This is a genomic window from Glycomyces sp. MUSA5-2 (assembly GCF_037034145.1).
Classification (GTDB): Bacteria; Actinomycetota; Actinomycetes; order Mycobacteriales; family Micromonosporaceae; genus Glycomyces; species Glycomyces artemisiae.
On sequence record NZ_JBAGKG010000003.1, the window covers coordinates 626747 to 644139 of the forward strand.

25 protein-coding genes are annotated in these 17393 nt (G+C 72.6%); 9 read left to right on the forward strand and 16 right to left on the reverse strand.

Annotated features, from left to right (window positions below):
* Positions 1-68: 68 nt before the first annotated feature.
* The 5 genes from WA640_RS13065 to WA640_RS13085 all read right to left on the reverse strand — a co-directional run bounded on the left by WA640_RS13065 (position 69) and on the right by WA640_RS13085 (position 3247).
* Complete coding sequence (locus WA640_RS13065; protein ID WP_106365682.1) at positions 69-1058, reverse strand: ABC transporter permease subunit; 990 nt, start codon at positions 1056-1058, stop codon at positions 69-71.
* Positions 1055-1948 carry an ABC transporter ATP-binding protein gene (locus tag WA640_RS13070; RefSeq protein ID WP_335988115.1) on the reverse strand — a complete coding sequence of 298 codons (894 nt, stop codon included), beginning with the start codon at positions 1946-1948 and terminating at the stop codon, positions 1055-1057. The genes WA640_RS13065 and WA640_RS13070 overlap by 4 nt, the downstream gene beginning before the upstream one ends.
* On the reverse strand, positions 1945-2331 hold the full coding sequence (locus tag WA640_RS13075; protein WP_106365680.1) for a GntR family transcriptional regulator: 387 nt from the start codon (positions 2329-2331) through the stop codon (positions 1945-1947). Before WA640_RS13075 ends, WA640_RS13070 begins: the two co-directional genes overlap by 4 nt.
* Positions 2332-2420: 89 nt before the next feature.
* Positions 2421-2645, reverse strand: a complete 225-nt coding sequence (locus WA640_RS13080; RefSeq protein ID WP_335988117.1) for a hypothetical protein — start codon at positions 2643-2645, stop codon at positions 2421-2423.
* On the reverse strand, positions 2642-3247 hold the full coding sequence (locus WA640_RS13085; RefSeq protein ID WP_335988118.1) for a rhomboid family intramembrane serine protease: 606 nt from the start codon (positions 3245-3247) through the stop codon (positions 2642-2644). The genes WA640_RS13080 and WA640_RS13085 overlap by 4 nt, the downstream gene beginning before the upstream one ends.
* A gap of 122 nt (positions 3248-3369) precedes the next feature.
* On the opposite strand from WA640_RS13085, the gene WA640_RS13090 reads away from it, so the two are divergent.
* The gene (locus WA640_RS13090; RefSeq protein WP_335988119.1) at positions 3370-4032 is read left to right on the forward strand and encodes an NAD(P)-dependent oxidoreductase; all 663 of its coding nucleotides are present in this window, start codon (positions 3370-3372) and stop codon (positions 4030-4032) included.
* Here the strand turns inward: WA640_RS13090 and WA640_RS13095 are convergent.
* A complete protein-coding gene (locus WA640_RS13095; protein WP_335988122.1) occupies positions 4026-4478 on the reverse strand; it encodes a MarR family winged helix-turn-helix transcriptional regulator in 453 nt (150 codons plus the stop codon). The genes WA640_RS13090 and WA640_RS13095 overlap by 7 nt on opposite strands.
* Before the next feature lie 149 nt (positions 4479-4627).
* On the opposite strand from WA640_RS13095, the gene WA640_RS13100 reads away from it, so the two are divergent.
* Positions 4628-5059 (forward strand): FKBP-type peptidyl-prolyl cis-trans isomerase, encoded by a 432-nt coding sequence (locus WA640_RS13100; RefSeq protein WP_106365676.1) that lies wholly within the window; start codon positions 4628-4630, stop codon positions 5057-5059.
* 58 nt (positions 5060-5117) lie between these two features.
* On the opposite strand, the gene WA640_RS13105 is transcribed toward WA640_RS13100, so the two are convergent.
* The 3 genes from WA640_RS13105 to WA640_RS13115 form a co-directional block, all read right to left on the reverse strand.
* Positions 5118-5399 (reverse strand): MoaD/ThiS family protein, encoded by a 282-nt coding sequence (locus WA640_RS13105; protein WP_335988124.1) that lies wholly within the window; start codon positions 5397-5399, stop codon positions 5118-5120.
* A complete protein-coding gene (locus tag WA640_RS13110; protein WP_335988126.1) occupies positions 5396-6538 on the reverse strand; it encodes a WD40/YVTN/BNR-like repeat-containing protein in 1143 nt (380 codons plus the stop codon). The genes WA640_RS13105 and WA640_RS13110 overlap by 4 nt, the downstream gene beginning before the upstream one ends.
* Positions 6539-6621: 83 nt before the next feature.
* Entirely contained in the window at positions 6622-7152 is a 531-nt protein-coding gene (locus tag WA640_RS13115; RefSeq protein ID WP_335988127.1) for an AAA family ATPase, read from the reverse strand.
* 118 nt (positions 7153-7270) lie between these two features.
* Between WA640_RS13115 and WA640_RS13120 the strand changes: the two genes are divergently transcribed.
* Complete coding sequence (locus WA640_RS13120; protein ID WP_335988129.1) at positions 7271-7984, forward strand: HNH endonuclease family protein; 714 nt, start codon at positions 7271-7273, stop codon at positions 7982-7984.
* On the opposite strand, the gene WA640_RS13125 is transcribed toward WA640_RS13120, so the two are convergent.
* Positions 7981-8652 (reverse strand): maleylpyruvate isomerase N-terminal domain-containing protein, encoded by a 672-nt coding sequence (locus WA640_RS13125; RefSeq protein ID WP_335988131.1) that lies wholly within the window; start codon positions 8650-8652, stop codon positions 7981-7983. The genes WA640_RS13120 and WA640_RS13125 overlap by 4 nt on opposite strands.
* Before the next feature lie 34 nt (positions 8653-8686).
* On the opposite strand from WA640_RS13125, the gene WA640_RS13130 reads away from it, so the two are divergent.
* Together WA640_RS13130 and WA640_RS13135 are read left to right on the forward strand one after the other, a co-directional pair.
* A complete protein-coding gene (locus WA640_RS13130) occupies positions 8687-9409 on the forward strand; it encodes a hypothetical protein (RefSeq protein WP_335988134.1) in 723 nt (240 codons plus the stop codon).
* A gap of 24 nt (positions 9410-9433) precedes the next feature.
* A complete protein-coding gene (locus WA640_RS13135; RefSeq protein WP_335988136.1) occupies positions 9434-9931 on the forward strand; it encodes a tetratricopeptide repeat protein in 498 nt (165 codons plus the stop codon).
* On the opposite strand, the gene WA640_RS13140 is transcribed toward WA640_RS13135, so the two are convergent.
* The 3 genes from WA640_RS13140 to WA640_RS13150 are packed head-to-tail and all read right to left on the reverse strand — an operon-like array spanning position 9924 to position 11615.
* Entirely contained in the window at positions 9924-10463 is a 540-nt protein-coding gene (locus tag WA640_RS13140; protein WP_335988137.1) for an AAA family ATPase, read from the reverse strand. The two genes, WA640_RS13135 and WA640_RS13140, sit on opposite strands and share 8 nt — an antisense overlap.
* Positions 10464-10472: 9 nt before the next feature.
* Positions 10473-11210, reverse strand: a complete 738-nt coding sequence (locus tag WA640_RS13145; protein WP_335988138.1) for a hypothetical protein — start codon at positions 11208-11210, stop codon at positions 10473-10475.
* Between the two features lie 45 nt (positions 11211-11255).
* Entirely contained in the window at positions 11256-11615 is a 360-nt protein-coding gene (locus WA640_RS13150) for a MerR family transcriptional regulator (protein ID WP_335988139.1), read from the reverse strand.
* Positions 11616-11717: 102 nt separating this feature from the next.
* Here WA640_RS13150 and WA640_RS13155 point away from each other — a divergent pair, with 102 nt between their 5' ends.
* Positions 11718-12677, forward strand: a complete 960-nt coding sequence (locus WA640_RS13155; RefSeq protein WP_245889051.1) for an aldo/keto reductase — start codon at positions 11718-11720, stop codon at positions 12675-12677.
* Positions 12678-12680: 3 nt separating this feature from the next.
* On the opposite strand, the gene WA640_RS13160 is transcribed toward WA640_RS13155, so the two are convergent.
* Positions 12681-13100: a secondary thiamine-phosphate synthase enzyme YjbQ gene (locus WA640_RS13160; protein WP_106365666.1), complete on the reverse strand. Its 420-nt coding sequence runs from the start codon at positions 13098-13100 to the stop codon at positions 12681-12683.
* 83 nt (positions 13101-13183) lie between these two features.
* Here WA640_RS13160 and WA640_RS13165 point away from each other — a divergent pair, with 83 nt between their 5' ends.
* Genes WA640_RS13165 through WA640_RS13175 form a run of 3 tightly spaced genes read left to right on the forward strand, consistent with a single transcriptional unit; the run spans position 13184 to position 16237 of the window.
* Positions 13184-14176 (forward strand): tyrosine-type recombinase/integrase, encoded by a 993-nt coding sequence (locus WA640_RS13165; protein ID WP_335988141.1) that lies wholly within the window; start codon positions 13184-13186, stop codon positions 14174-14176.
* Between the two features lie 49 nt (positions 14177-14225).
* On the forward strand, positions 14226-15746 hold the full coding sequence (locus tag WA640_RS13170) for an AlkA N-terminal domain-containing protein (protein WP_335988142.1): 1521 nt from the start codon (positions 14226-14228) through the stop codon (positions 15744-15746).
* The gene (locus tag WA640_RS13175) at positions 15746-16237 is read left to right on the forward strand and encodes a methylated-DNA--[protein]-cysteine S-methyltransferase (RefSeq protein WP_106365663.1); all 492 of its coding nucleotides are present in this window, start codon (positions 15746-15748) and stop codon (positions 16235-16237) included. The genes WA640_RS13170 and WA640_RS13175 overlap by 1 nt, the downstream gene beginning before the upstream one ends.
* A gap of 8 nt (positions 16238-16245) precedes the next feature.
* Here the strand turns inward: WA640_RS13175 and WA640_RS13180 are convergent, their stop codons facing one another.
* A complete protein-coding gene (locus WA640_RS13180; RefSeq protein ID WP_335988143.1) occupies positions 16246-16689 on the reverse strand; it encodes a hypothetical protein in 444 nt (147 codons plus the stop codon).
* 56 nt (positions 16690-16745) lie between these two features.
* Positions 16746-17384: a maleylpyruvate isomerase N-terminal domain-containing protein gene (locus tag WA640_RS13185; protein ID WP_335988145.1), complete on the reverse strand. Its 639-nt coding sequence runs from the start codon at positions 17382-17384 to the stop codon at positions 16746-16748.
* Positions 17385-17393 lie beyond the last annotated feature (9 nt).

Sequence of the window (17393 nt, forward strand, 5' to 3'; positions counted from 1 at the left end):
GGACGAACAGGCGGTGGGCGGGACATGGGTCCCGCCCACCGTTACTTGTGGGAATATCGGCGGCGGTGCTAGTTGAGGCCGCGGCGGAGGCGCCAGTAGGCGGCGCCGGTCAGCAGCGCGGAGAGGCCGAGGGCGATGGCGAACTCGGTCCACTGGAACCGCCAGTACCGGTCGGCGGGCTGGTAGACGACGTCGAACGCGGCGTCCTTCTGGGACAGGCACTCGTCGGGCGGGACGTTGACGGCCCGGCAGTCGTCGGCGTCGTCGGCGGTGAACGCGGTCCCGTCGGCCATGCGCACGGGCATCTCGTCGCTGACGACCCACGCGCCGGGGATGGTGTAGCCCATGACGGTGGCACCGGAGTCGTCGAGGGTGAGGCCGTCGATGTAGCCGACGGTGTTGGCCTCGGCCATGGTGATGGTCTCGGTGACCGGCTCGGCGTACAGGGGCCGCACGAACCCGCCCATGACGAGCTGGAAGCCGAGGAACACCAGGAGCGTCAGGGCCATGGCGGCGAGGGTCCGGCGGGTGAGGGCGCCGATGGCGAGGCCGAGGGTGAACGCCAGGACCGCGTACCCGAAGGGCGCGAGGTTGCGGGTGACGAACTCGATGGGGTGGAACCGGGAGTCGGCGAGGTCGTCGAGGGGGCTGACGGCCCAGGTGAGCAGGAGCGTGACGGACCCGGCGAGGAGGACTCCGGCTCCCCCGGCGACGGCGAGCTTCGCGGTGAGCCAGCGGGTGCGGGTGACCGACTGGTTCCAGGCGAGGCGGTGGGTGCCGGCTTCGAGTTCGCGGGTGACCAGGGGCGCGCCCCAGAACGCGCCGAAGACGGCGAGTCCGGCGAGCAGGAGCAGGCCCAGGAGGGTGAGGGTCATGCCGAACCGGTCGTCGAGGAAGTGCGCGGCCTCGTCGCAGGCGGTGGTGCATTCGGTGACGAGGGTGCGGTAGGCGTCGCGGACGTCCCAGGCGAGGTAGAGGATGTAGGCGGCGGCCGCGGCGAGGACGGCGGCGGTCCACAGGGTCTGGGCGCGCATCTGGCGCCAGGTCAGCCAGATCATCGGGCGGTCTCCTGGAGGATCGGGGCGGCGAGGCCTTCGGCGCGGTGCAGGTAGGTGAGGACCATGTCCTCCAGGCCGATCGGCTCGGCGCCGGGCAGGTCGAGGGGCGCACCGGCGGTGTTGCGGACGATGAGCGTGGTCTGGCGATCGGTGTGGTCGGCGGCGATGACCTCGACGCCGGAAGGGAGCTGGTCGAGGGCGCCGCGGGGGCCGACGACGCGGTGGTGGGCGGCGGTGAGGTCGTCGATCTCCCCCGCGACCTGGACGCGGGAGTCGGCGAGGATGACGAGGTGGTCGCAGACGCGTTCGACGTCGGCGATGAGGTGGGACGAGAGCAGGACGGACACGTCCATGTCCGCGACGAACTCCATGAGGGACTGGAGGAACGAGCGGCGCGCGAGCGGGTCGAGCGCGGCGACCGGCTCGTCGAAGATCATGAGCTCGGGGCGTTTGGCGGCGGCGAGGGTGAGGGCGAGCTGGGCCTTCTGGCCGCCGGAGAGGCGCCCGGCCTTCTTGGCGGGGTCGAGGCCGGTCTGGCGCAGGCGCTCGTCGGCGAGCTTCGCGTCCCAGCGGGGGTTGAGCTTCTCCCCCAGCCGCAGGTGGTCGGCGACGGTGAGCTGGGCGTAGACGGGGGTGTCCTGGGCGACGAAGCCGACGCGGGCGAGCTGCGCGGCGTCGGCGGCGGGCCGGTTCCCGAGGACGTCGATGGTGCCGGCGGTGGGGCGGATGAGGCCGGCGGCGAGGGCCAGGAGCGTGGACTTGCCGGCGCCGTTGGGGCCGACGAGGCCGACGATGCGCCCGGCGGGGATGTCGAGGGTGACGTCGGTGAGGGCCGCGTGGGGCCCGTAGCGCTTGGTGAGCGCATTCGTCGCGATGACGGGGGTGTTCATGGTTCCTGCGCGGTCCTTCTCATGGTGGTGTCGAAGAGCGCCCGGACGGCGTCGTCGGCGAGGCCGGCGGCGCGGGCCCGGGTGATCCACTGGTCGAGGCCCGCGCGGAGTTCGGCGTGGGCGTCGAGGTCGTCGCCCGCGAGGGTCGCGGTGACGAAGGTGCCGCGCCCGGGTTTGGGGGCGACGAGTCCCTGGCGTTCGAGCTCGCGGTACGCCTTGAGGACGGTGTTGGGGTTGATCGCGACTTTGGCCACGACTTGCTTGACCGTCGGCAGCTGGTCCCCCACGGTGAGCATCCCGAGCCGGAGGGCCTGCTGGACCTGGTGGACGAGCTGCATGTAGGGGGCGACGCCGGAGCGCGGTTCGAGGTGGAAGTCGATCACAACTTTCTCTATTTCACTAGGATGTTAGCACTATAGGTCGACGGGGGTGGCCCGTCAAGCGCGGGGGTGCCGCTGCTCCCCCGGCGGGGCTATCGCCCCTGGTTGCGGGGGTGGTTGCGGGCGGTGCGCTCGTTGCCGAACTTGTAGGCGCCGGTCCAGCGGGCCATGACGAGCTGGGGGTCGCCGGCGTCGACTTCGGCGAGGAACGCCGCGGCGCGCCCGCCGCGCAGGGTCGCGGCGGCGCGGCCGCGGTGGACGATGACGACGGTGCCGTCGCCCCGCTCGCGGTAGGAGAACCCGGACGGGGCGCTCATGCGGCGGCCTTGGCGCGGCGGGCGCGGGCGACCGCGACGGCGGCGGCGACGCCGCCAAGGAACCCGAAGAGGTGGGCCTGCCAGGACACGAACGGGCTCGTGGGCAGCACGCCCCAGATGAGGGACCCGTAGACGGCGAACACGAGGACGGCGATGAGGAGGTCGCCGATGCGGCGCATGAACACCCCGCGGGCGAGCAGGTAGCCGAGGAGGCCGAAGACGACGCCGGAGGCGCCCACGGTCACCGAGTGCGCCGGGGAGATCAGCCACACGCCGAGGCCGGAGACGACGAGCGACATCGCGAGGGCCGTCCACATGCCGCGGCGGTCGCGCAGGGCGCAGATGACGCCCATGACGACCAGGGGCACGGTGTTCGCGGCCAGGTGCGCGACGTCGGCGTGGAGGAAGGGCGCGGCGAGGATGCCGGGGACGAGTCCTTCGAGGGTGCGCGGGACGATGCCGTACTGCGTCAGGTGCGCGGGCAGGACGAGGTCGGTCAGGAGGATCGCCCACAGGAGCGCGGCGAGGGCGCCCCAGGTGGCGAGGGCGCGGCGCACGGGGTGCGCGGGGCGGGGGTCCTGGGGCGGGACGGGGAGGGTCACTGCGGCTCCTCGCTCGGGGTTCGGTCGGTGGTGTGAAGAGTAGCCGGTGCGGGCGCGCGCGTGTTGCTTCGGAATCCCGATAGTATGGATTCCGTATTGTTCGCTCGGTGAGGAGACCCCCTGTGAAGCTCGTGCTTGCCGCGGCGACCGGCGCGACCGGCCGCCTGGTCCTGGAGCGGGCCCGCTCGTCGGGCCACGACGTGACCGCCCTGGTCCGCTCCCCCGCCAAGCTCCCGCCCGGGGTCCCCCACGCGCGCATCGACTTCAGCGCCCCCGACGCCGAGGCCTTCGCGGGCGCGGTGGCGGGCGCCGACGCGGTCGTCTCGGCGCTGGGCGCGACCGGGAAGGCCGACGCGGGGGTCGCGCGGACGGGCACCGCGGCGCTCGTGGAGGCGATGCGCGCCACCGGGGTGCGGCGCCTGGTGGTGCTGTCGGCCGCGCCGATCGGGACGGTGCCGACGCTGCGCCGCCCCGACAAGCCGCGGTACGACCCCGGGGACGGGCCGCTGCTGCGCCTGGTCACGCCGATCGTGAAGTGGGCGCTGGCCGAGCACTACGCGGACCTGGCGGCCATGGAGGACGTCGTCCTCGACTCGGGGCTCGACTGGACGGTGGTGCGGCCGCCGCGGCTGACCGACGCGGCCCCGAAGGGCGCCTGGCGCACCGAGGTCGGCCGCAATCCGCGCAACGGGTCGACGATCGCGCGGTCGGACCTCGCCGCGGCGATGCTCGACGCGGCCTTGGACCCGGGCGCGGCCGGGAAGATCCTGGGCGTGGCCTACTGACGGGCGGCGAGGTCGTCGGTGGCGGCGAGTGCGGCGCCTGCGGCCTTGTCGAGGAACTGCGCGACCGTGGCGAGCTGCTCGGGCGTGAACTCCTCGCAGATGGCGGCGATGGCCTCGCGCAGCGGCTCGTAGAGGGCCCGGACTTCCCCGGTGCGGTCGGGTTCGGCGGTCAGGTGCACGGCGCGGCGGTCGGTCGGGACGCGGTCGCGGCGGATCCACCCGGCCGCTTCGAGCCGGTCGAGGACCCCGGTCGCGGTCGCCGGGTGGAGGTCGGCGGCGCGGGCCAGCGCGGTGGCGGTGAGGGGTCCGGTGCGGGTGATGAGGTCGAGGCATTCGAGGTCGACGTCTTGGAGGTGGAGGCGGTCGGAGACTTGGTGGTTGAGGAGGCGGAGTTGGACGGTGAGGTGGCGCAGGAGTTCGGTGACGTCGTGGGCGTGGTCGGTCATCGTCGGCTGCTCCTGGCGGGTCGGGTGTGGTTCAGGATAGGCGAGGTCGGGGTGTGGGGGTGTGGGCGGTGGGTTCGGGCGCGGTGCTTAGGCTGTTGGGGTTTTGTGCGGTGCCGCCTGGGGCGGCTGATCGAGAGGGGTTTGCGGATATGGTGCAGATCGGTGACGGGGTTGAGGTGTCGGTGTCTGCGGACACGGCGTCGCGGCCGGAGGTGACGGTGCCGGATGCGGCGGCTCCTGCGGGGCTGCTGGTGTTCGACGTGGTTGAGGGTTCGGGTGCGGTGGCGCAGGCCGGGGATGCGGTCGCGGTGCAGTACGCGGGGTTCAACTGGTCGAACGGGAAGGAGTTCGATGCGTCGTGGAATCGTGGGGCGCAGCCGTTCACGGTGTCGCCGTTGGGTTCGGCTCCGGTGATTCAGGGGTGGAACGACGGCTTGGTGGGTGCGAGGGTCGGCGGGCGTCGGCTGGTCGTGATTCCGCCGGAGCTGGGGTATGGGGCGTCGGGTGCCGGTGGTGTGATCGGTCCGAATGAGACGCTGGTGTTCGTGGTCGACGTGGTGTCGGTGAACGGGCAGAAGTAAGTCTGGTTTTCGGAAGCGGGGGTGCCTTTGTGGGGCGCCCCCGCTTCTGTGTGTTCGCTTATCCTCCGGCGATGGAGGGGAGGATCTGGATTTCTCTGTTGTCGAGTGGTGTGTTGAGGCCTTGGAGGCGGCGGGATTCGTCGTCGCCGATGTAGATGTTGACGTAGCGGCGGAGTTTCCCGGATTCGTCTCTGAGGCGTCTGGCGAGGCGCGGGTGGGTTCGGGCGATGGCGTCGAGGAGGTCGGCGAGTGTGGCGTGCTCGTCGAGGTCGACGGTGAGGTGGCGGGCGCCGTCGCATTCGGAGGCGAGTGCGGCGGGGATTTTGACGTCGGTGGTCACGGGGTCTCCATGGCGCGGACGCAGAGGACGTCGGGGAGGTGGGCGGCGACCTGGTGCCAGGTGCCGCCGTCGGCGGCGGCCCAGACGTCGCCGCAGCGGGTGCCGAAGTACCAGCCGGGGTTGCCGGGGGCGTGGTCGGTGCAGGCGCCGTCGCGCATGACGGTGCCGTAGTAGTCCTCGTCGGGGAGGCCGTCGTTCCAGGGGGTCCAGGTTTCGCCGCGGTCGGTGGTGCGCCAGGGGGCGATGCGGTGGTCGGGCGGGGTGCGGTCCATGGATTCGCCGACGGGCCAGGCGGTGATGTTGCCGGGTTCGGTGGGGTGGGCGACGATGGCGAAGCCGAATTTGGTGGGGAGGGTGGCGGAGATGTCGGTCCAGCCGCCGTCGGGGCGGGTGGCGCGGTAGGCGGGGCCGTGGCTTTGGGCGTAGAGGGTGCCGTCGGCGTCGCGGGTGACTTTGTGGATGCACTGGCCGGATTCGGGGGTGGTGTCGGGGCCGTAGTCGACGGTGATGCCTTTGGTGATGCCGTGCCAGGTGTTGCCGTCGTCGTGGGTCTGGTAGATGCCGCCGGAGGAGATGGCGATGGTGAGGGTGTCGGGGTCGTCGGGGTGGGTGACGATGGTGTGGACGGCGGGTCCGGCGCCGCCGGAGGCCCAGGTGGTGTGCTGGGGGTGGTTCCAGAGGGCTTGGTTGAAGGTGAAGGTGCGGCCGGAGTCGTCGGAGGTCCAGAGGCTGGTGGGTTCGACGCCGGCCCAGACGCGGTCGCCGGGGCCGAAGGTGAGCTGCCAGATCTTCTTGACGGTGTTGGTGTCGGTGGCGTCGGGTTGGTCGATGCCGGCGGTGTCGGAGTAGTCGAGGGGGCGGTACGGGAGGTCTTGGGGGAATTCCATGGGGGCGTTGACGGGTTCGTCCCAGGTTTTGCCGTGGTCGTCGGAGCGCCAGATGGAGGGTCCGAAGAAGGTGGAGGCGCCGACGAGGATGCGGCCGGTGGCGGGGTCGCAGGCGGCGGCGAAGATCTCGGCGACGGCGGTGAAGCCGTCGGCGTCGAGTTTGGCGGGGCCGTCGACGGACCAGTGGACGCGGTCGTCGCTGGTGGCGGTGAAGAGGCCTTTGCGGGTGCCGATGAGGACGAGGTAGGCCATGGTTGGCTCCTTTGCCGTGTGTTGTGGCTGTCGTTCTCATCGTCGCGCTCGGGTGTGACGTTTTCAGGCGGTTCCGGGGTTTCCTAGGGGGTGGTTTCTGCGTGGAGATGGGTTTTGATGGCGGCGGCGGTCTGTTCGGGGGTGAGGTGGGTGGTGTCGATGAGGGTGGTTTCCCCGGCGAGCCAGGTGGTGAGGGCGTGTTCGTAGGGGTCGAGGTGGTGGAGGCGCCATTCGGCGGCGGTGGGTTCGTCGGTGTCGGCGTGGATGCGGCGGGTGAGGGTGTCGCGGTCGGTGTGGAGGGTGTAGGGGTGGACGGGGATGTCGTGCTTGGTGAAGCCGTCGATCAGTTCGGTCCAGTAGTGGTGCTGGAGGACGGTTTGCGGGATGACGAGGGTGCCGCCGGTGTAGTCGAGGACTTGGCGGGCGGTCTCGACGGTGAGGCCGCGCCAGGGGGCCCAGTCTTTGAAGTCGGTGTGCGGGAGGTCGCCGATGATGCCGCGCAGGAGGTGTCCGATGTGCTCGGTGTCGAAGAGGCGGGCGGGGAGGGCGTGCTGGAGGAGGCGGGCGGTGGTGGTCTTGCCTGCGCCGTAGGTGCCGTTGAGCCAGACGATCATTCGGGGGAATCTAGCAGGGCCGGGGCTGTTGCGGGGCGGGTGTTCGTGTTACGTTGCGAACGCCCCGGCGCGTCGATGCGCCTCCCCCGCCCGTTAGTCGATCCTGTGAGGATTCATGATGCGCGCCTCCCGTCTCGCCCTGCTGTTGTCGCCGCTGCTGCTGCTCGCTGCCGGATGCCAGGAGATCTCCGATGCGATCGACGACGCGTCGTCGGATGCGGCGTCGGGTGACAGGACCGGTTCGCAGGTGAGCGCGGAGTTCTCGGCGACGGCGCCGTTCACGGTGACCGTCGACGGTGCGGCGCTGGCGGCGGACGTCGAGGCGCTGACGGTGGCCGAGGAGCAGAACGACGGCTATGACCGGTCGCTGTTTCCGCATTGGAAGGACGATGACGGGAACGGGTGCGATGCGCGCGATGACGTGCTGGTGGCGCAGGACCGGTCCGGGGGTTTGACGGAGGCGGACTGCGGGGGCGCGATGACCGGGGAGTGGGTGTCGATGTACGACGCCGAGACCGTCACGGACTCCGGGGACCTCGACATCGACCACTTCGTGCCGTTGAAGGAGGCGTGGGGGTCGGGTGCGGTCGACTGGACGACCGAGGACCGGCAGTCGTACGCGAACTATCTGGGGAACTCGTGGCACCTGATCGCGGTCACGGCGTCGTCGAACCGGTCGAAGTCGGACCAGGACCCGGCCGAGTGGATGCCCGAGGACGAGAGCGTGTGGTGCGCGTACGTGTGGGCGTGGGTCGAGGTCAAGAAGGAGTGGTCGCTGACGGTGGACGAGGCGGAGAAAGCGGCGCTGCTGGAGTACGCCGGCGCGTGTTAGCCGAGGGCGAGCCAGGTGACGCCGAGGGCGTCCGCTTGGGCGCGTTCGGGTGCGGTGAAGGGGTCGCGGCCGGTGGCTTTGGCGATGAACGCGACCGGGTCGAGGCCGAGGGACGCCAGCGCGGTGTCGTAGTGGTCGCCGAGGAGCAGGTGGCTGACGGCGTGCTGGGCTTCGGGGGTGGTCCAGCGGGGGCGGTCGAGGGCGTCGGCGAGGTCGATGCCGTGGACGGCCACTTCAAGGACGCGGGTGGTGAGGAAGTCGGCGAGGGTCATGGGGTCGCCGTGGCGGGTGGTGACGCGGCGGTCGGGGCGTTCGCGGATGCAGCGGTCGATGATCCGTGTCGCGGTGGCGTGGAATGCGGCGGTGAGTGCCGGTCCCCCGGCGGCGGCGGCTTCGGTGGCGGTGCGGATGCGGTCGGTGTTGGTGTCGGGTGCGAAGCGGTGGTCGGGGGCGTAGTAGCCGGCGGCGGTGACGGTGGCGTGCGGGGGTTCGGGGGCGTCGAGCATGGGGTCGAGGCGGGCGAGGGCGCCGGTGATGTGGGCGGTGAGGGCGGCGGCGTCCCAGGGGGTGCAGCGGGTGGGGGTGTGCCAGGCGGTGATGTCGTTGAGGGCGTGGGCGAGTCGGGTGGTTTCGGCGGTGAGTGCGGGGATGGGTGCGGGTGCGATCATGGGTGGATCGTAGGCGCCGATTGGGGAGTGTGTGATGGTCTCGTATGCGGCTGTGGTCCGTCCGGTGATCGACCGGGTGCACGTGTCGCTTCGGCATGCGTCGGTGCCGGGGGTGTCGGCGCTGTACAGGGGTGAGCGGCCGGGCGTGGAGGTCGATGCGTTCTATGCGCTGCTGGACCATCCGGTGCCGGAGTCGGCGCTGGCGGCACGGATGGTGTACTTCGCGTTCGATCCGGACGCGGAGGAGGCGCGGGGCCTGGTGGCGCGGGTGCGCGGGTCGTGGGAGTTGACGGGGCCGGGCCGGGAGCGGGTGCTGGCGGTGGACCGGGTGTTCACCGAGACCGCGGAGCGGTTGTGGGAGTACCGGCCGATCGCGACGATGCCGGGGCCCGAGGCGGTCGAGACGGCGGGGGCGTTGATCGGGCGGCTGCTGGAGGCCGGGCAGGCGACCGGCGGCCCGGTGTTCCGGGCGTTGACGCCGGTGTGGGAGCCGCCGGGGGCGCCGGCGGCGCAGCGGCTCGTGGCGCGGCTGGAGGCGCTGCGGCACTACCGGGCGGATGCGCACCGGGCCGCGTGGGGCGCGGCGGGGCTGACGGTGGAGGAGATCAAGGCGCTGGGGCCGGGTCCGGCGCGGGCGGCGATCGAGGAGGAGACGAACCGGCTCGACGACCAGGTGTACGAGGCCCTGGACCAGGATGAGCGGTGGCTGCTGCTGGGGGCGCTCGGGGCGCTGGCGGACGGGCTCGCCGCGAAGTGAAGCGGGGGGCGTATGTTCCTCGCTATGGCAGATGAGGCTTGGGAAGCGCGCTGCGCGGCGCTGTGGGAGCGGCTCGACGAGTTCGGGCGCGAGGAGTTCGTGCAGGCGATGCAGGACCTCGCCGCCGAGACCGATGACGAGGCCGTGGGTTTGTTCGAGGTCGGCGGCGCGCACGACTCGAAGGGGTTCACCGAGGAGGCCGTGGGCTATTACGGGCGGGCGGTCGAGGCGGGCCTGTCGGGGGTGCGGCGGCGGCGCGTGTCGATCCAGATGGCGTCGTCGCTGCGCGAGACCGGCCGCCCCGAGGAGGCCCTCGCCGTGATCGAGGAGGAGCGGGGCCGCGGCTCGGACGCGTACGACGGTGCGCTGGCGATGTGCGAGGCGCTGACGCTCGCGAAGCTCGGCCGGGACCGGGAGGGCCTGTCGGTCGCGCTGGTGGCGCTGGCGCCGCACCTGCCGCGGTATCAGCGGTCGACGGTGAACTACGCGCGGGGCCTGGTCGGCCTCGACCCGGTCAGCTAGCCAGGCGTTCGGCCAGCGCGGCCCGCGCGGCGATCGGCAGGGGCGGGAGGCGTTCGATGCGGAACCCGTACTCGGCGTAGGCGTCGAGGTGCACGCGCTCGAACGCTCTCGCTTCGTCGAGGGTGACGCGGCGGACGTTGGTGGGTGTGATGGCGTCGAGCAGGTCGAACAGCAGGACCGTGGTCTGGTAGATGCGCTCGGTGGTGATGCGGTCGAGTTCGGCGAGGAGGACCGGTCCGGGTTCGTGGCCGGTGAAGCGGGCCATGGCGAGGGTGCACACCGGGGACCGGTCGAAGAACTGGACGGGCCCGGGGAGGGCGTCGGCGCGGTGCTGGCGCTCGCGTTGGAGGGCGGCGATCTCGTCGGTGAGCGCCGGGTCGTCCCAGGGCGCGTCAATGCCGGCGGCTTGGCTTGCGGTGATGAGGTCGGTGGCGGCTTCGGCGATGACGGTGTGCCCGGCCGCGGCGAGGCGGCGGGCGGTGGTGGTCTTGCCGGCGCCGGGGGCGCCGGTGAGGATGTAGCGGCGCAGCAAGTCTGCTCCTTAGAGGTTGCGGGCGGTGTCGACGACGGTCCGGTCGGAGCCGTCGAGGTGGCCGATGAGGCGGTGCGCGGCCAGCTTGTAGAGGTCGAGTGCGGCGCGGCATCCTGCTTCGGGGCCGGCGGGGGCGGCTCCGGCGGCCAGGTCCCAGGCGGCGGCCCAGTCGGGGCCTGCGGCGTGGGCGACGGCGTCCCACAGGTCGTTCTCCGAGCCGTACAGGAGCCGGTGGGCGGCGGCCATGGGGGCGGGGAGCGCGAGGGCGAGGATGAGGCGGTTCGCGGCGGCGGCGCGGGCCCGGCCTTGGGCGAGCATGCCGTGGATCTTGTGGACTTCCTCGGCGAGGCCGACGAGCTGGGACGCGGCCCAGGCGTCCGCGGCGGTCGCGTGGTCGTCCCAGGTCCAGGCGCGGGCGAGGGCTTGGAGGTCGGAGAGGGTGCCGTCGGGGTCGTGGAGGATGCGGGCGGTGCGCCAGGCGGGGACGGCGGCGCCGGCTTCCCAGGGGCGGGTGAGGGACGCGGCGAGCTCGTCGGGGCGTTTGCGGGTGATGGTGACCATGCGGCCTTCGCGGTGGAGGACGCGCGTGCCGGGGTCGGTGTCGGCGGCGGCGATGAGGTCGATGTCGGAGTGGGGGTGGTCGGCGCCGGTGGCGGTCGAGCCGATCAGGGCGATGCCCCGCGTGTAGGGGGCTTCGGCGTCGGCGTAGAAGCCTGCGATGGCGCGGGCGTGCGCGGTGTGGTCCACGGGCCGCAGTATCCCCCGCCCGGCGGCGCGGGTGGAACCGGTTTTCTAGGCGACGGACTTGTAGTAGTCGATCTTCCCGAGGATGTAGTCGCGTTTGGCGGCGAGGTCGTCCATGCGGGCGTCGACGGCCACCTTGTGGGCCTGGAGGATCGCGATCCGCTCGGGGATGGTGTGGTCGCCGTCGCGGGCGAGGGTCGCGAAGCGGTGCATCTGCTCGACGGGCATGCCGGTGTCGCGCAGGCATTTGAGGACGCTCAGCCATTCGAGGTGGTCGTCGGTGAAGCGCCGCTGCCCGGTGGGGGTGCGGGCGATGTCCTCGATGAGGCCGATGCGCTCGTAGTAGCGGAGGGTGTCCATGGTGAAGCCGGAGCGGCGCGCGCACTCGCCGATCGTGTAGGTGTCCACGGCAGTCGAGGATACGCGTGCGGCCTGCGGGTTTGCGCTGGAGTCCACTCCAGGTCCTACCGTCGTCGGAGTCAACGCATCGACGCATGGAAGGGGACCGCTGTGGAGCGGATCGCATTGGGGCCGGACGGCATCGGGGTGTCGCGGCTGTGCCTGGGGGCGATGGCCCTGGGCGGGGTCCAGGACGAGGCGACGAGCTTCGCGATCCTGGACCGGTTCCTCGAACTGGGCGGGAACTTCATCGACACCGCCAACTGCTACATGTTCTGGATCGACGGCGGCACCGGGGACGAGTCGGAGCTGCTGCTGGGCCGCTGGTTCGCCGCCCGCGGCACCAGGGACGAGGTCGTGTTGGCGACGAAGGCCGGGAGGCGACCGTCGTTCCCCGGCGGGGGCCTGGAGCATTCCGAGCCGCTGTCGCGCGCCCGGATCGGCGCGGCCCTCGACGAGTCGCTGGGACGGCTGGGCACGGACCGGGTGGACCTGTTCTGGTCGCACCGCGACGACCGGGACACGCCCCTGGAGGAGACCGTCGCCGGGTTCGACGACGCGGTCCGGGCCGGGAAGGCCCGCATGGTCGGCGCCTCGAACCACACCGCGTGGCGCGTCGAACGCGCCCGCAGTATCGCGGACCGGACCGGGGCGGCGGCCTATACGGCGATGCAGAACCGGTACTCGTACCTGAAGCCGCGCCCGGGGACGGTCCTGCCGGAGGGCGGGCACGTCCACGCCGACCCCGCCGACCTCGACTTCGTGGAGGGCACGGCGGGCATGGCGATCCTGACGTACTCCTCGCTCCTGTCGGGCGCGTACGTGAAGAAGCCCCTCGGGGAGCACTACGCCCACCCCGGGACCGACGCCAGGCTCAAGGTCCTCGACGAGGTGGCCGCGGAGACGGGCGCGACCCGGAACCAGGTGGTGCTGGCGTGGCTCGCCGGGCACGGCGCGCCGGTCATCCCCCTGGTGGGGGTGTCGTCGGTCGCGCAGCTGGAGGAGGCCGCCGCCGGGGTCGCGTTGAAGCTCGACGCCGACCAGTGGCAGCGCCTCACCGCCGCGGCCTAGGCGTCAGCCGAGGAAGGTGAGCCGGACGGTCCGGTCGGGGTTGTCACGGTTGGTGTCCACCAGGAGCACCGACTGCCACGTGCCCAGGGCGAGCCGTCCGGCCACCACCGGGAGCGTCGCGTGCGGGGCGACGAGCCCGGGCAGGACGTGGTCCCTCCCGTGCCCGATCGAGCCGTGCTGGTGGCGCCACCGGTCGGTGCGCGGCAGCAGGTCCCCCAGCGCGTCCAGGAGGTCCTCGTCGGAGCCGGCGCCGGTCTCGATCACCGCGATCCCGGCGGTCGCGTGCGGCACGAACACGTTCAGAAGGCCCTCGCGGGCGCCGATCGAGGACAGGAACTCCTCGCAGTCGCCGGTGAGGTTGCGGACGGTCTCGCGCCGTCCGGTGTGGACCTCGATGGTCGTGGTGTGGAACGCCGAGTGCATGGACGCGATCCTGCCATGCCGCACCGGCCCCGGTGTCGGTGACGTCGTCTAGGGTGGACGCCATGCCGTCGGAGGGAAGATCGTTGGAAGGCACCGGGAAGGCCCTTGCGGGACTGGACCTGACGGGCGTCGACTGGGGGGCCGTCGCCGTCCCCTCGAACGCGGACCCCTACCGGGCCTACCTCGACTCGCTCGGGTCGGCCGAGTCGCGGCGGACCATGCGCGGGTGCCTCGACCGGATCGCGCAGCTCCTCTCCGGCGACCCCGGCACTTCCGGCGAGGGCCAGCCGTGGCACCTGCTGCGGTACGAGCACACCTCCCGGCTGCGCGCGGCGATGATCGACGCGGGCTGGTCGGGCGCTTATGTGAACAAGCACCTCGCGGCCCTGCGCCGGGTCCTCAAAGAAGCGTGGCGGCTCGACCTCATGGCCGCCGAGGACTACCAGCGCGCCTGCGACCTCCAGCCCGTGAAGGCCAAGCGCCTCCCGGTCGGGCAGCAGGTCGACGGCGAAGCGCTCGGCGCGGCCCTGTACGCGTGCGACGCCGACCCCGGACCCGCGGGCGCCAGGGACGCCGCGGTGCTGGCGACGCTGTACTCGACCGGGTGCCGCAGGAGCGAGATCGCGTCGATGCGCCTGTCCGACTACGACCCGGCCGAGCGGGCCATCCGCATCGTCGGCAAGGGCAACAAGGAGCGCGCCGTCTACGTCACCGAGGCCGCCCAGGCCCGCATCGACCGGTGGATGGCCGTGCGCGGCAACACCCCCGGGGCCCTGTTCTGCCCGATCAACAAGGCCGGGAAGCTCAAGCACGACGGAAACCGGCTCTCGGGCATGACCGGGCAGGCCATCGCCGACCTGCTGACGAAGCGGCTCGTCGAGGCCGGGCAGCGCCGCCACACCCCGCACGACTTCCGTCGCACGTTCATCGGCGAGCTCCTCGACGCCGGCGTCGACCTCGCCATCACCCAGTCCCTCGTCGGCCACGCCTCCCCGGCGACCACCGCCAGGTACGACCGGCGCCCGGCCCGGCGCTCGCGCGAGGCCGTCGACCGGCTCCAGCTCCCCGAATCGTGATGTCGAATTCCGGCTAGCCGATGTCGGACCCGGCGGGCACGCTAGAGGCATGGCGGATCTTCAGATACTCGGCAACGAGGAGCAGCTCCAGGCCGCGGTCGCCGGACGCGACGCCCGGTTCGACGGCTGGGTGTTCCTGGCCGTGACCTCCACCGGCATCTACTGCCGGCCCTCGTGCCCCGCGGTCAAACCCAAACGCGAGCACCAAAGGTTCTACGCGTCCGCCGCCGCGGCCCAGGAAGCCGGGTACCGGGCGTGCAAGCGCTGCCGGCCCGACGCCTCCCCCGGCTCCCCCGCCTGGGACTGGCGCTCAGACGTGTGCGCGCGGGCGATGCGGCTCATCGGCGAAGGCGTCGTCGACCGCGAAGGCGCCGCCGGACTCGCCCAGCGCCTCGGCTACTCCCTCCGGCAGTTGGAGCGGCTCCTGATCGCCGAGGTCGGCGCCGGGCCCGCCGCGCTCGCCAGAGCCCAGCGGGCACAAGTGGCGCGGACCCTCATCGAGAACACCGACCTGCCGATGGGGCAGGTCGCCTTCGCCGCCGGATTCGCCTCCATCAGGGCGTTCAACCGCGCCGTCGCCGACGTGTTCGCCTGCTCCCCCACGGAGCTGCGCGCCAAGACCAGGAACCGGGCCGAAGCCGGCGGCGGCGCGATCAGCCTGCGCCTGGCCTACCGCGAGCCGTTCGAGCCCTCCAACCTCTTCGGGCACCTCGCCGCCTCCGCGGCCCCCGGCGTCGAGGAATGGAGGGACGGCGCCTACCGGCGGACCCTGCGCCTGCCCGGCGGCCCCGGCATCGCCGCCCTCAAACCCGGACCCGGGTACATCGAAGCCCGGCTGCGCGTCGCCGACCTGCGCGACGTCACCGCCGCCGTCGCCAGGTGCCGGCGCATGCTCGACCTCGACGCCGACCCGCAGGCCCCCATGGAGGCCCTCGCCGCGGACGAGGCGCTCGCGCCGCTGGTCGCCAAGACCCCCGGCCGGAGGGTCCCGCGCAAAGCCGACCCCGACGAGTACGCGATCCGCGCCGTCATCGGCCAGCAGGTCTCCACCGCCTCGGCGGCCACGATCGCCGCGCGCCTCGCCGAACGCTACGGCGAGCCCGTCGACGATCCGGACGGCGGACTCGCGCGGCTGTTCCCCGACCCCGCGGCGCTGGCCGAGGCCGACCCGGCGCACCTGCCGATGCCCGGGTCGCGGAAGCGGACCGTCCTCGCCCTCGCGGCCGCGCTGGCGGACGGGTCGGTGGAGCTGGGCCCCGGCGCCGACTGGCCCACCGCCAGGGCGCAGCTGGCGCAGGTGCCCGGGGTGGGGCCGTGGACGGTGGAGATGGTCGCCATGCGCGCCATGGGCGACCCCGACGCGTTCCCGGTCAAGGACCTCGGCGTCATCAAAGGCGCCGAAGCGCTCGGCCTCGGCGCCGGACGGGCCCTGGAGGCCCGGTCCCAGGCGTGGCGGCCCTGGCGGGCCTACGCCGTCCAGTACCTGTGGGCCTCCTCGGAGCACCCCACCAACCGCACCCCGAACGACGACATACCCGACGAGACGGAACGAGAGAAGGCGGACGCGTGATGCGCACCGATGCGAGGCATGTGAAATTCGAGTCGCCCCTGGGCCTGATGGCGGTCTCGGCGGTCGAGGAGGGCCTGACGTACGTCCACATGGGCGTCGAGGAGATGAAGGACGCGTGGGGGCCCGAGGAGGCCACGCCCGTCCTCGCCGACGCGCAGGACCAGCTGGAGGCGTACTTCGCGGGTGAGCTGAAGGACTTCGACCTGCCTTTGGCGGCCGAGGGCACCGGGTTCCAGCACCGGGTGTGGGACGAGCTGGTGCGGATCCCCTACGGCGAGACCTGGTCGTACCTGGATGTGGCGCAGCGCCTCGGCGACCCCAAGGCCGTCCGGGCCGTGGGGCTCGCGAACGGGCGCAACCCGATCGCGATCGTCGTCCCCTGCCACCGGGTGATCGGCTCCAACGGGAAGCTCACCGGGTACGCCGGGGGCCTGTGGCGCAAGGAGTGGCTGCTGGGCCTGGAGCGCGGCGAGCCCGCCCTGTTCGCCTAGCGGCGGTGCTAGAGGAGGGTGACGGTGAGGTCCACTTCGACGGCGTCGTCGGTGACGACGATCGTCGCGGAGTAGCAGACCTCGTCGGTGCATCCGGCCGGGATGACGCCCGAGGCGGTCCCGGCCGGGGTGACCCCGGCCAGGAGCGGGGCGTCCATGCCGTTGTCGGCGATGAACGCCCCGAACTCGTCGGGTTCGATCCGCACGGTCGCTTCGGCGCGGTCGCCGGGCATCGGCGGCTGCGCCTGCGTCAGGTCCGCGTCCACGACCTCGGTCCCGTCGGGCAGGTCGAGGTGGACGGCCTCCTCCACGGCGTCGGCCGAGGGCTGCGGGCCGCCTTCGAGGGCCCAGGCGACGCCCCACACGGCGGCGATGAGCCCGGCGAGGACCACCAGCAGCCACGCGGCGGCGGAGAGGGCGCGTCGGACGGTCGGGGCCGGCGGGGAGACCATGGCGGCGACCCTACCCGGTGCCGGGGCGTGCGCGCCTCATATACGGGGCGGCGGTGTCACAGGCCGCTGATCACCGCGGGGGCCCGTTCGGCGCGGGCGAGGGCCCGGACGAGCGCGGGCTGGCCGTGGCGGGCCGCCGCGAGGTGCGCGAGCAGGGCCGCGGCGGACGCGAACGCCTCGCCGTCGAAGACCGGCGTGTCGACGCCGGTGGAGTAGGCGAGGTCGTCGGCGTGGACGACCAGTTCGAGGATCCGCGTGGCGAGGAAGTCGTCCAGGCCCATCGCGTACGCCCACTTGACGTTCCCGGTGACGCGGGCGGCGTCGAGGCCGGGGAGTTCGCCGGCCAGGCGCTCCAGGGCCTTGCCGGCGTCGGCGAGGACCGCCTCGGGGCCGTCCTCGGCGCTGCGCTCGCCGCCGGCGCGGATCGCGGTGTTGTACGCGTTGTCGATGTCCGCGGCCAGCCACGCGGCGCGCGCGTAGTGCTCGTGCAGGGACACGGTCTCCTTGCCGGCGTGGTCGGCGTCGAGCGCGGCGGTCACGGAGGTGACCTGCCCGAGCAGGTGGGCGGCGAGGCCGCCGACGGTGAAGCCCTCCAGGGCCGAGGGCTCGGCCCAGTGGTCGGCGACCGCGGCGTGCCCGGCCAGGTCGAGGGCGGTGCGGGCGGCGGACAGGTACGGGCCGGTCAGCGCTGTCATGTCGGTTCC